Below are 12,350 nucleotides of genomic sequence, written 5' to 3'. Positions count from 1 at the left end.
AAGAGGTGGCGGGCCAGTGCGTCCGCAATTTGAGTGGTACCGCGAGTGTAAAATTTTACACCCGTCTCAAAGCAAAGTTCGCTTTGAGACGGGTGTTTTTCGTTTCAGGGCAGTGTGGAAAGGGGAAAAAACATGTTATCTCTCGACAAGGTATTCGACGCGCAGCGGGTGCTGAAAAACATCGTGCGGGAAACCGCCGTGGTAAGGGCCTATGGCATCGCGCCGGAGTGCGAACTCTATCTCAAGCCGGAAAACCTGCAGATCACCGGCTCCTTCAAGGTGCGGGGTGCGGGCTACAAGATCGCGATGCTCACCGAAGAGGAAAAGGCCCGGGGCGTCATCGCCTGCTCGGCGGGCAACCACGCTCAGGGCGTGGCGCTGGCGGCCTCCAAGAACGGCATCAAATCCCTCATCTGCCTGCCGGACACCGCCCCCATCTCCAAGGTGGAGGCCACCAAGGGCTTCGGCGCAGAGGTCTGCCTGGTGGAGGGCTGCTACGACGACGCCTACAAAAAGGCGCTGGAACTGAAAGACGAGATGGGCTACACCTTCGTGCATCCCTTCGACGACGAGAACGTCATCGCCGGCCAGGGCACCATCGCCCTGGAAATTCTCTCCCAGCTGGACAACATCGACGCCATCATCGTGCCGGTGGGCGGCGGCGGCCTCATCAGCGGCATCGCCTACACCGCCAAACAGATCCGCCCGTCGGTGAAGGTGTACGGCGTGCAGGCGGCGGGCGCGCCCAGCATGTTCAACTCCATCCACGACGGCGCCATCGAGTGCCTGGACAGCGTGCAGACCATCGCCGACGGCATCGCGGTAAAGCAGCCGGGCGAAAACACCTTCGCGCTGGTGCGGGACTATGTGGACGACATCGCCCTTGTGACCGACGACGAGGTGGCCTCGGCCATCCTGGCCCTCATCGAAAAGCAGAAGATGATCGCCGAGGGCGCGGGCGCGGTGGCGGTGGCCGCCGCCATGTTCGGCAAGTTCCCCCTGGCGGGCAAGCGGGTGGTGAGCGTGGTCTCCGGCGGCAACATCGACGTGACCAGCCTCTCCCGGGTCATCGACCGGGGCCTTCTGAACAGCGGCCGGTCCTCCAGCCTGCTCATCGAACTCATCGACAAGCCCGGCCAGCTGAAGGACATCTCCCGCATCATCGCCGACTGCGGCGGCAACGTCACCGGCGTGCATTATGAGAAGGGCGCCACCGAGAGCGTGCACGGCGTGTTCCTTCGCATCGACATGGAGACCCGCGACTTCGACCATGTGAAACTCATCACCGACTCTCTCAAGGCCGAGCACTTCAAACTCGTGTGACGGCCCCGGACACCAGATAAAAGGAGGAAACCACCATGATGCTTTCCGGCGCAGACATCCTCGTGAGGACCCTCATCGAGCAGGGCGTGGACACCGTCTTCGGCTACCCCGGCGGCCAGATCCTGAACGTCTACGACAGCCTCTATAAATACCAGAACGAAATCACCCATGTTCTCACCGCCCACGAACAGGGCGCCACCCACGCGGCGGACGGCTACGCCCGCACCACCGGCAAGGTGGGGGTGGTCATCTCCACCTCCGGCCCCGGCGCCACCAACCTGGTCACCGGCATCGCCACGGCGTATCTGGACTCCATCCCCATGGTGGCGCTGTGCGGCAACGTGCCCACCACCCAGATCGGCACCGACAGCTTCCAGGAAATTGACATCACCGGCGTGACGCTGCCCATCACAAAACACAACTACTTCGTGGGCTCGGTGGACGAACTGGCGGACACCATCCGCGAGGCCTTCCGGCTGGCTCAGTCCGGGCGGCCGGGCCCGGTGCTCATCGACGTGCCCAAGGACGTGCAGACCGCCCTGTGCGAGTACGAAGCCCAGCCCCCGGTGACGGCGGACGCCCCCACGGCGGCCAAGGAGCTGCGGGTGGAGCAGGCGGCGGCCCTCATCAACGCCGCCCGCCGGCCCTTCGTCTACTTCGGCGGCGGTCTGGTGGCCGCCGGGGCGCAAAGCGAGATGCTGGCCCTGGCCGAAAAACTGGACGCCCCCATCGGCTGCTCCCTCACCGGCATCTCCGGCATCCCCACCGACCATCCCCGTTTTCTGGGCATGCAGGGCATGCACGGCCACTACGCCAGCAGCCTTGCGATGCACAACGCCGACCTCATCATCTCGCTGGGCGTGCGGTTCAACGACCGGGTCACCGGCGACCGCTCCCGCTTCGCCCCCGGCGCGCGCATCGTGCAAATCGACGTGGACGGCTCGGAGCTCTCGAAGAACGTGCCCGCGGCGGTGGGCCTGCGGGGCGACGTGAAGCAGACCTTGCAGCGGCTGCTGCCTCTGGTGAACGAGGTCAAAAGCCCCGAGTGGCAGGAAAAGCTGGCAAAACTGCGGGCGGAGGAGGCGGAGAGCGCCGACCACCGGGAGGGCCTGACCCCCCGCAACGCCATCCTGACGCTGAACAAATTTCTGGGCGAGAACACCCCGGTGGCCACCGACGTGGGTCAGCATCAGATGTGGGCGGCCCAGAACCTCAGCTTCAAAAAGCCCCGGCGCTTTGCCTCCAGCGGCGGCCTGGGCACCATGGGCTACGGCATGGGCGCGGCCATCGGCGCGGCTTACGGCACCGGCGAGCGCAGCGTGCTGGTGACCGGCGACGGCTCCTTCGGCATGTGCCTGAACGAGCTGGCCACTGCCGTGACCTACCGGGTGCCGGTGGTCATCCTGCTGATGAACAACGGCGTGCTGGGCATGGTTCGTCAGTGGCAGACGCTGTTCTACGGCAAGCGCTACTCCAACACCATCCTGGGCCGCAAGACCGACTTTGTGGCGCTGGCCAAGGCCTTCGGGGCCGAGGGCGAGGCGGTGGACACCCTGGAGGGCCTGGAGGCCGCCTTCGGCCGTGCCTTCGCCGCCGAGGGCCCCTACCTCATCGACTGCGCCATCGAAAAGGACGAATTCGTGCTTCCCATGCTGCCCCCGGGCGGCAGCGTGGACGACATCATTGTAAAGGTGGGTGACGACAGATGAACCGATACACCATCGCGGTGCTGGTGCGCAACCAGTTCGGCGTTCTGAACCGGGTGACCAGCATGTTCCGCCGCCGTCAGTTCAACATCAGCGCGCTGACCGTGAGCGAGACCGAATCCAACGAACTTTCCCGCATCACCGTCGTGTTCGACGGCGAGGAGGTGAAAAAGCAGCAGCTGGTCAACCAGCTCTACAAGCTGCCGGACGTGGAATCCATCGAGGAGTTCACCGACGACGATTCCATCAGCTGCGAGCTGCTGCTCATCAAGATGGTCAACGAGCCGGACACCCGCGAGGAAATTCGCGCCGCCGCCTCCGCCTTCGGGGCGGACACGGTGGACTACGCCAAGGACTCGATGATCTTCCGTCTGGCGGACACCACCCGCCGCATCGATGACTTTTTGAACTTCATGCGGGACTACACCATCCTGGAGATCTGCCGCACCGGCTGCGTCTCGCTGCGCAAGGGCAGCACCACCATTCGTCAGGCCATCAATTTCTGATGCGTTTTATACAATTCCATTTAATGAAAGAAAAGGGGTAAGACATCATGGCAAGGATCTTCTATCAGCAGGACTGCGATCTTCAGAAACTGGCGGGCAAGACCGTGGCCATCATCGGCTACGGCTCTCAGGGCCACGCTCACGCGCTGAACCTGAAAGAGAGCGGCGTGGACGTTGTTGTGGGCCTGTACGAGGGCTCCAAGAGCTGGGCCAAGGCTGAGGCCCAGGGCATGAAGGTGATGACCAGCGCCGAGGCCGCCAAGGCCGCCGACCTCATCATGATCCTCATCAACGACGAAAAGCAGGCCGCCCTCTACAAAGAGAGCATCGAGCCTTATCTGACCGAGGGCAAGACCCTGGCCTTCGCCCACGGCTTCAACATCCACTTCGGCTGCATCAAGCCCCCGAAGAACGTGAACGTCATCATGATCGCCCCCAAGGGCCCCGGCCACACCGTGCGCAGCGAGTACCTGGCGGGCAAGGGCGTGCCCTGCCTCGTGGCCGTGGAGCAGGACGCCACCGGCGACGCGCTGGACATCGCCCTGGCCTACGCCCTGGGCATCGGCGGCGCCCGCGCCGGCGTTCTGGAGACCACCTTCCGCACCGAGACCGAGACCGACCTGTTCGGCGAGCAGGCGGTGCTGTGCGGCGGCGTGTGCGCCCTGATGCAGGCGGGCTACGAGACGCTGGTGGAGGCCGGCTACGACGAGCGCAACGCCTACTTCGAGTGCATCCATGAGATGAAGCTCATCGTGGACCTCATCTACCAGAGCGGCTTTGCGGGCATGCGCTACTCCATCTCCAACACCGCAGAGTACGGCGACTATGTCAGCGGCCCGAAGATCATCACCGAGGACACCAAGAAGGCCATGCGCAAGATTTTGAAGGACATCCAGGACGGCACCTTCGCCAAGGACTTCCTGCTGGATATGTCTTCTGCCGGCGGCCAGGTGCACTTCAACGCCATGCGCAAGCTGGCGGCCGAGCACCCCAGCGAAGTCGTTGGCCGCGACATCCGCAAGCTCTACAGCTGGAGCGACGAGGACAAGCTCATCAACAACTGACCCCCGCGCCATGCCCCCGCCCCGCGCCGGGCGGGGGCGCTTTTTTGAAAGGAGACCGAACCGATGAAAAGCGATTCTTTGAAATGCGGCGCCCAGAACGCGCCCCACCGCGCCCTCTACCACGCGCTGGGCCTCACCGAAGAGGAGATCAGCCGCCCGCTGGTGGGCATCGTGAGCAGCTACAACGAGATCGTGCCCGGCCACATGAACCTGGACAAAATTGTGGACGCGGTGAAGCTGGGCGTGGCCATGGCCGGCGGCACCCCCATCGTCTTTCCCGCCATCGCCGTGTGCGACGGCATCGCCATGGGCCACACCGGCATGAAGTACTCCCTGGTCACCCGGGACCTCATTGCCGACTCCACCGAGGCCATGACCCTGGCCCACGGCTTTGACGCGCTGGTGATGGTGCCCAACTGCGACAAGAACGTGCCCGGCCTTTTGATGGCCGCCGCGCGGCTGGACCTGCCCACCGTGTTCGTCAGCGGCGGGCCGATGCTGGCGGGCCATGTGGACGGCCAGCGCACCAGCTTCTCCACCCTGTCGGAGGCGGTGGGCCAGTACAACGCCGGCGCCATCGACGAGGCAAAGCTCCATGAGTACGAGTGCAAGACCTGCCCCACCTGCGGCTCCTGCTCCGGCATGTACACCGCCAACTCCATGAACTGCCTCACCGAGGCCATGGGCATGGGCCTGCGGGGCAACGGCACCATCCCCGCCGTCTACTCCGCCCGCATCGAGCTGGCCAAGCGCGCCGGCATGGCGGTGATGGACATGGTGCGCAAGGGCATCACCGCCCGCCAGATCATGACCAAAGAGGCGCTGATGAACGCCCTCACCGTGGACATGGCCCTGGGCTGCTCCACCAACAGCATGCTGCACCTGCCGGCCATCGCCCACGAGTGCGGCGTGGAGCTGAACCTGGACGTGGCCAACGCCATCAGCGAGAAAACGCCGAACCTGTGCCACCTGGCTCCCGCCGACCGCACCTACATCGAGCAGCTGGACGAGGCGGGCGGCGTGTACGCGGTGATGAACGAGCTGAACAAAAAGGGCCTTTTGAACACCGGCTGCATGACCGTTTCCGGCCGCACCATCGGGGAGTGCATCGCCGAATGCCCCAACCTGGACCACGAGATCATCCGCCCGGTGGAGGACCCCTACAGTGAAACCGGCGGCATCGCCGTGCTGCGGGGCAACCTTGCCCCCGAGGGCAGCGTGGTCAAGCGCAGCGCCGTTGCGCCCGAGATGCTGGTGCACGAGGGCCCGGCCCGGGTGTTCGACGGCGAGGAAGAGGCCCAGAAGGCCATCAACGCCGGCCTCATCAAGCCCGGCGACGTGGTGGTCATCCGCTACGAAGGGCCCAAGGGCGGCCCCGGCATGCGGGAGATGCTCAACCCCACCTCCGCCATCATGGGCATGGGGCTGGGGGGCAGCGTGGCCCTCATCACCGACGGCCGCTTCAGCGGCGCCACCCGCGGCGCCTGCGTGGGCCACATCACCCCGGAGGCGGCCTCCGGCGGCCTCATCGGCGTGGTGAAGGAAGGCGACCTCATCCGCATCGACATCCCCGGCCACTCCATCGAGCTGCTGGTGGACCAGGCGGTGCTGGACGAGCGCATGAAGCACTTTGTGCCCAAGAAAAAGGAGGTCTCGGGTTACCTCAAGCGGTACGCCGCCCTGGTCTCCGGCGGCGCCTACGGGGCGATCCTGAACTGATGATGGAAACGAAGGAACTGAAAAAGCTGGCCGCCGGGCTGGACGCGCTGGCGGTGTTCCGGCCGCTGCTGGCGGACCCGGTGCTGGCGGCGCTGAAAGAATATCTGGACGCGCCTTCCGCCGGGCGCTACGCCGCCTTCGTGGCGGCGCTCTACGAAGCGAATGGCGGCGAGTTGGGCCGGCACGTCCTGCGTCTTTGTGAGGACAGCGCCAACGTCTATGTGCGCACGGTGGGCGCGGGCCAAACGCCGCCGGCCTGCATGGCTGAGGCGCTGGCCGCCGAGCTGGACTGCCTGCAGCGGGTGGCGGACCTTGGCCCCGACGCGCTGCTGGCGGCCCTGCCCGAAGCCGCCGCTCCCCTGCCCCGCTATGAGGCGGGCGGGGTGGACCTGCCGGGCAGCTACATGCACCGGGCCGAGAACATCCACCGCTACGGCTACGGCGTGTGGGCGGCCAACCGGATGTTCTATCTGGACGAGGCGGGCCGCATCACCCCGGTGAGCCACCCGGACACGACAATGCTGGAGGACCTGGTGGACTACGAGGCCCAGCGGGCCATTATCCTGCGCAACACCCGGGCGCTGCTGGAGGGCAAGCCGGCGGCGAACATCCTGCTCACCGGCGACGCGGGCACCGGCAAATCTTCGGCGGTAAAGGCCATCGGCAACGCCCTGTTCGCCGAGGGCCTGCGCATCATCGAGGTGCGCAAGGACCAGCTGCGGGCCATCCCCCACGTGCTGGACGAGCTGGCGGCGAACCCGCTGAAGTTCGTTTTGTTCATCGACGATCTCTCCTTCTTGAAGGACGACGACAACTACAGCGCCCTCAAGGCGGTGCTGGAGGGCTCGGTGACGGCCAAGTCGGAGAATGTGGTCATCTACGCCACCAGCAACCGGCGGCACATCATCAAAGAGAAATTCAGCGACCGGGAGGGCGACGAGGTGCACCGCAACGACACCATGCAGGAGCTGGTGAGCCTTTCGGAGCGGTTCGGCATCCACATCACCTTCTCCAAGCCCGACAAGGCCACCTTCCTGCACATCGTGCGGCATCTGGCCGCGGCGGGCGGGGTGCAGCTGCCCGCCGACGAACTGGAGCGCCGCGCCGAGCGGTACGCGCTGGAGCGGGGCGGGCGCAGCGCCCGTCTGGCCCGGCAGTTCGTGGACGGCCTGCTGGCCGGGATGTGAAAATCATCAAGACGAGGGGCGTTTTGCACAAAACGTCCCTCGTTTCTTTTCCCGCCGGGATGAAACAAAACCCGCCGTCTCCGCCGTTTAAAGGGCAACGAACCGCCCCGCCCTTTTCCCGGCAGGGCCAAAGGAGGAAAATCCATGAAACGCATCTTCGCGGCGGCGCTGGCCTGCGCCTTTCTGCTGGCGGGCTGTTCCGCGCCCGCTCCCTCTTCCGGCGAGCCGGCCAGCATGCCCGCCTCCGCCCCGTCCTCGGTCCCCGAATCCGCCCCTTCCTCCGCCCCCGCGGCGCAGGAGGTAAGCCTGGAGGACTGGCGGGCCGCCATGCCCGCCAACGCCCCGGTCTTCACCTTTGCCGACGCGGAGCCCGCGCTGAACAAGGACGTGCTCTGGCCTGACCAGGTGGAGCTGATCGTTCGGGCGTGGCAGGGCACCCTGGAGGAAGCGGACGCGGCCTTCGGGCTGCCCGCCGGCTCCTTCTCCGAACTGGACGACCCGGACTATCCCCCGCCGGAGGGGGCCATGGCCATCCATGCTGAGGGGTACGTTCTGCCCAAGACCCCGGTGCAGCAGGTCACCGTGGACCTGCCCTGGGTGAGCAACTCTTATGAGAACACCAGCACCGGCACTCTGCCCGCCTCGCTGGACGAGCAGGCCGCCGGAGCCCTGGCCGCCGCCCGCTATTTCCTTTATTATCACCACGGGATGCACCACGGTCTTGAGCCCAGCGACTACGACAACGCCACCGACAGCTACGTTGTGACCGAGGGCGCGATGTACACCCGTTACAGCGAGCTGGAGCAGTTCCTGGGCTGCGTGTTCACCCCCGGGGCCTACGGCGAAATGATGGGCGGCCCTCTCGCTGCGGGCGAAGCCCCCGCGCCCAGCCTGTTCTATCAGGGCGAGGGCGACACCATCCGCTATATGATGGGCGACCGGGGCGGCAGCATCACCTTCTGCGGCGCGGTGTTCACCGAGCCCGTTTTGCAGCCGGACGGCAGCCTGCTGTTCTGGCAGCTCTCGCTGAACCTGGACGACCTGGACGGAAACTTCCAGGGCTGGGGCGAGGGCGTGCAGCACACCCCCACCCTGGCTTTTGCCACCCCGGTGCGGCTAGTGCCCTCCGACAACGGCTGGCGGGTGGCGGAGTATTCCCTGCCCAACTGAACGCATCAAACAAAAAGGCCCGGTCGGGATGACCGGGCCTTTTGCATATGCCGTTTGCTTTTGCGTTTTCCCCTGCCGCCGATGTTTTAAGCACAATGGTTTTGTGCGGGCAAAGGAGCAGGCCATGGGACTTTTTCTCCCTTATTGTCCGCAGTCAGGAAAAAGCGGGCGGCATGTTCCACTTTTGCCAAATGAAAGAGGCGCCGCAAAAGCGGCGCCTCTTTCATTTGGCAGGGGCAGAAGGATTCGAACCCTCGGCACGCGGTTTTGGAGACCGCTGCTCTACCAGCTGAGCTATACCCCTATGTTTTGAGCACCTCATTACTATACAAAAAAACTCGCAGAAAGTCAAGCCCCTGGCGGCGGATAAGTCCTTGTTTTTTTCTTTATCGTTTTTTGAAAAAAAGTGTTGACATTCTGCCCTTCGTTGGATATAATAAAACACGTCGCCAATCGCGATGTGGCCCGGTAGTTCAGTTGGTTAGAACGCTAGCCTGTCACGCTAGAGGTCGTGAGTTCGAGCCTCATCCGGGTCGCCATTTGCTGTTATAGCTCAGTCGGCAGAGCACATCCTTGGTAAGGATGAGGTCGTGCGTTCGAATCGCATTAACAGCTCCAGAAAGCCGCTTGAACGCATCGTTCAAGCGGCTTTTGCTTTTACAAAACAACTGACAAGGGAAGCGGAGCCGCTATGCCGGCCAACATGAAAAACCTGATCGCCGAGGCTGCAAAGACTCTGCTGATCCAGCGCCACGTGAAAAAGCTAACCGTCACGGACATCGTGGAGGAGTGCCACATCACCCGGCAGACGTTCTATTATCACTTTGACGACATTCCCGACCTTCTGCGCTGGATGGCCGACGAATACTTCGAACAGGTGATGACCGAGGTCTTTGCCCAGAAAAACGGCGAGCTGGGCCTGCGCTGCTTTTTTGTCATGGCCATCAACATCGCCCCTTATGTGGAGCACGGGATGAAGAGCAACTACGGCGACGAGCTCAAACGCACGCTGCGCCAGTGCTTCCAGCGCTATTTCACCCGGGCCTTTGAGGAAAAGGACCTCTGCCCCGCCTGCACCCGCGCCCAGCTCAAGATCATCATGCGCTATCACAGCCAGGCCATCCTGGGCCTGCTGGAAGACTGGACCGAGGAGGACACCGAGCAGCTGGACCAGATCGTCCACACCATATACCACATCCTGACCGCCGATGTTTTTCCCCGTTAGGAGTGACCTTCTCTTCGTCAAAAGAGCGGGAGTGTAAAAAATTTTTACACTCCCGCTCTTTTTGTCTATACAGGGCCGGCGTTTTGCAAATTGTGCCCGCAGCGCTTCTCTTTATAATAGGAAGCAGAAGGGAGGCAAGGACATGGCACACGAGATCCTTTCCGTCAAACTCTGCGAGCTGGAGGACCAGCTGGCGCGGCTGAACAGCCGCATCCACATGAGCGAGACCGCCGACCGTGGCCGGCTGCAGGGCGAGATCCTGGCGCTGCGCCGGGAATGTGCCGAGAACGAGCTGGCCCTGCGCACAAAGCTCCGCTGTTCCCGGTCCGGGATGGTCGGCGCGCTGGCGGACTCCTACGGCGAGATAGAACAGCGTGTTCAGCAGGCCAAAGCCGCCATGCGGGAACAGGCCGCCCGCCGCGGCGAGGGCCAGGCCGATGCGGAGAAAAAGCTTCTGTTGGCGGAATACGCCCTGGATTTTGCCCTGCAGGCGTCCAACCGGGCCCTGCTGCTGGCCATGGAAGCCATCGACGCCCAGCTTGCTGGGCAGGAAGGAGAAAAGACGTCACCATGAAAGAAGTCAAAACACCAAAGCGGCCGCTCATCTATTACTACGGCATCGTTCTGCTCATCATCCTGTTGTTCAACACGCTGGTCACCCCCATGCTCTTCCGCCGCCAGGTGGTGGAGGTGGACTACGGCACCTTCATGGACATGATCGACGAGAGGGACATCGGGATGGTGCAGGTGGAGGACACCCAGATCCTGTTCACTGACAAGGACGGCAGCGTCGTCTACGAAACGGTCCCCATGGAGGACCCCACCCTCACCCAGCGCCTGCACGACGCCGGGGCGGAATTTGCCCGGGTGATGGAGGAGCCCATCTCCCCCATCTGGAGTTTTCTTCTGACCTTTGTGCTGCCCATCCTCATCTTTGTGGGCCTGGGGCAGTACATGAACAAAAAGCTCATGGAGCAGGCAGGCGGCAAGGGCTCGCTGTCCTTCGGCATGGGCAAGAGCAGCGCCAGGGTCTATGTGCAGTCCACCAAGGGCATCCGGTTTGTGGATGTGGCCGGTGAGGACGAGGCCAAGGAGAGCCTGTCGGAGATCGTGGACTACCTGCACGACCCGGGCAAATACACCGAGGCCGGCGCGTCCATGCCCAAGGGCATCCTGCTGGTGGACCCTCCGGGCACCGGCAAGACCATGCTGGCCAAGGCGGTGGCCGGCGAGGCGAACGTGCCCTTCTTCTCCATCTCCGGCTCGGAATTCGTGGAGATGTTTGTGGGCATGGGCGCATCCAAGGTGCGCGACCTGTTCAAGCAGGCCAAGGAAAAGGCCCCCTGCATCGTGTTCATCGACGAGATCGACGCCATCGGCCAGAAGCGCACTTCCGGCGGCTACGGCGGCAACGACGAGCGGGAGCAGACGCTGAACCAGCTGCTCACCGAGATGGACGGTTTTGAGGACAACACCGGCGTCATCATTCTGGCGGCCACCAACCGTCCCGAATCGCTGGACCCGGCGCTGACCCGCCCCGGCCGGTTCGACCGCCGCGTGCCTGTGGAGCTGCCCGACCTGGCGGGCCGGGAGGCCATTTTGAAGGTGCACGCGAAGAAGATAAAAACGGCGCCGGACGTGGACTTCCACACCATCGCCCGCATGGCCGCCGGCGCTTCCGGCGCGGAGCTGGCCAACATCATCAACGAGGCCGCCCTGCGGGCGGTGCGCAGCGGGCGCACCGTTGTGAACGAGGCCGACCTGGAAGAGAGCATCGAGGTGGTCATCGCAGGCTACCAGAAAAAGAACGCCGTTCTCTCCGACAGGAGAAGCGGGTGGTGGCCTACCACGAGATCGGCCACGCCCTTGTGGCGGCGATGCAGAGCCACTCGGCCCCGGTGCAGAAGATCACCATCATCCCCCGCACCTCCGGCGCGCTGGGCTACACCATGCAGGTGGACACCGGCGACAAGTATCTGCTGACGAAGGAAGAGATCGAGGACAAGATCGCCACCTTCACCGGCGGGCGCGCCGCCGAGGAAGTGGCCTTCGGGCAGGTGACCACCGGCGCCTCCAACGACATCGAGCAGGCCACCAGGCTCGCCCGCTCAATGGTCACCCGCTACGGCATGAGCGACGCCTTCGGCATGGTCGCGCTCGAGACGGTCCAGAACCCCTATCTCGGCGGCGACGCGTCGCTCGAGTGTTCCGCCGAGACGGCCGCCCGCGTCGACCAGGAGGTCATGGGCATCATCCGGGAGGCGCACGACAAGGCCGTCAAAATTCTCCGCGACAACGAGCCCAAGCTCCACGAGCTGGCAAAATACCTGCTCGAAAAGGAGACGATTACCGGCGAGGAGTTCATGCGGATCCTAAACGCGTGACCCCGCCCGACTGTGAGGAACCAGACCGATGCGATGGATTACCAACCTGATCCCGATCCTCGTCTA

The 12,350-nt window shown here is 64.0% G+C and carries 9 protein-coding genes, 3 tRNA genes and 1 pseudogene; 12 read left to right on the top strand and 1 reads right to left on the bottom strand.

All coding sequences use genetic code 11. The annotated features are described in order from the left end of the window. The first annotated feature begins 132 nt into the window (after window positions 1-132). The 7 genes from ilvA to ACMI1Q_RS10755 all read left to right on the top strand — a co-directional run bounded on the left by ilvA (window position 133) and on the right by ACMI1Q_RS10755 (window position 8,675). Entirely contained in the window at window positions 133-1,323 is a 1,191-nt protein-coding gene (gene ilvA / locus ACMI1Q_RS10785; RefSeq protein ID WP_419503761.1) for a threonine ammonia-lyase, read from the top strand. A 35-nt stretch (window positions 1,324-1,358) separates the two neighbouring features. Beyond that, a complete protein-coding gene (ilvB, locus tag ACMI1Q_RS10780) occupies window positions 1,359-3,032 on the top strand; it encodes a biosynthetic-type acetolactate synthase large subunit (protein WP_419503760.1) in 1,674 nt (557 codons plus the stop codon). After that, window positions 3,029-3,535 (top strand): acetolactate synthase small subunit, encoded by a 507-nt coding sequence (gene ilvN, locus ACMI1Q_RS10775; protein ID WP_419503759.1) that lies wholly within the window; start codon window positions 3,029-3,031, stop codon window positions 3,533-3,535. Before ilvB ends, ilvN begins: the two co-directional genes overlap by 4 nt. Before the next feature lie 44 nt (window positions 3,536-3,579). Then, window positions 3,580-4,599, top strand: a complete 1,020-nt coding sequence (ilvC, locus tag ACMI1Q_RS10770; RefSeq protein WP_394981235.1) for a ketol-acid reductoisomerase — start codon at window positions 3,580-3,582, stop codon at window positions 4,597-4,599. Between the two features lie 63 nt (window positions 4,600-4,662). Continuing rightward, on the top strand, window positions 4,663-6,318 hold the full coding sequence (gene ilvD / locus ACMI1Q_RS10765; RefSeq protein ID WP_419503758.1) for a dihydroxy-acid dehydratase: 1,656 nt from the start codon (window positions 4,663-4,665) through the stop codon (window positions 6,316-6,318). Continuing rightward, on the top strand, window positions 6,318-7,505 hold the full coding sequence (locus ACMI1Q_RS10760) for an ATP-binding protein (RefSeq protein ID WP_419503757.1): 1,188 nt from the start codon (window positions 6,318-6,320) through the stop codon (window positions 7,503-7,505). The genes ilvD and ACMI1Q_RS10760 overlap by 1 nt, the downstream gene beginning before the upstream one ends. Window positions 7,506-7,649: 144 nt before the next feature. After that, complete coding sequence (locus ACMI1Q_RS10755; protein ID WP_419503756.1) at window positions 7,650-8,675, top strand: hypothetical protein; 1,026 nt, start codon at window positions 7,650-7,652, stop codon at window positions 8,673-8,675. A gap of 228 nt (window positions 8,676-8,903) precedes the next feature. Here the strand turns inward: ACMI1Q_RS10755 and ACMI1Q_RS10750 are convergent. Continuing rightward, window positions 8,904-8,979: transfer RNA gene (locus ACMI1Q_RS10750), tRNA-Trp, on the bottom strand. Between the two features lie 158 nt (window positions 8,980-9,137). On the opposite strand from ACMI1Q_RS10750, the gene ACMI1Q_RS10745 reads away from it, so the two are divergent. The 5 genes and pseudogenes from ACMI1Q_RS10745 to ftsH all read left to right on the top strand — a co-directional run bounded on the left by ACMI1Q_RS10745 (window position 9,138) and on the right by ftsH (window position 12,284). Further along, window positions 9,138-9,214, top strand: a tRNA-Asp gene (locus ACMI1Q_RS10745). Window positions 9,215-9,217: 3 nt separating this feature from the next. After that, a tRNA-Thr gene (locus ACMI1Q_RS10740) sits at window positions 9,218-9,293 on the top strand. A 73-nt stretch (window positions 9,294-9,366) separates the two neighbouring features. Further along, window positions 9,367-9,900, top strand: a complete 534-nt coding sequence (locus tag ACMI1Q_RS10735) for a TetR/AcrR family transcriptional regulator (protein ID WP_419503755.1) — start codon at window positions 9,367-9,369, stop codon at window positions 9,898-9,900. Between the two features lie 142 nt (window positions 9,901-10,042). Beyond that, a complete protein-coding gene (locus ACMI1Q_RS10730) occupies window positions 10,043-10,474 on the top strand; it encodes a hypothetical protein (RefSeq protein ID WP_419503754.1) in 432 nt (143 codons plus the stop codon). Continuing rightward, window positions 10,471-12,284 (top strand): annotated as a pseudogene (gene ftsH, locus ACMI1Q_RS10725) (ATP-dependent zinc metalloprotease FtsH). The gene ACMI1Q_RS10730 and the pseudogene ftsH overlap by 4 nt, the downstream one beginning before the upstream one ends. Window positions 12,285-12,350: the final 66 nt, after the last annotated feature.

The sequence above is a fragment of the Candidatus Allofournierella excrementavium genome, from assembly GCF_048526665.1.
Taxonomy (GTDB): Bacteria; Bacillota; Clostridia; order Oscillospirales; family Ruminococcaceae; genus Allofournierella_A; species Allofournierella_A excrementavium.
This window is presented reverse-complemented; position numbering and strand designations above follow the sequence as displayed.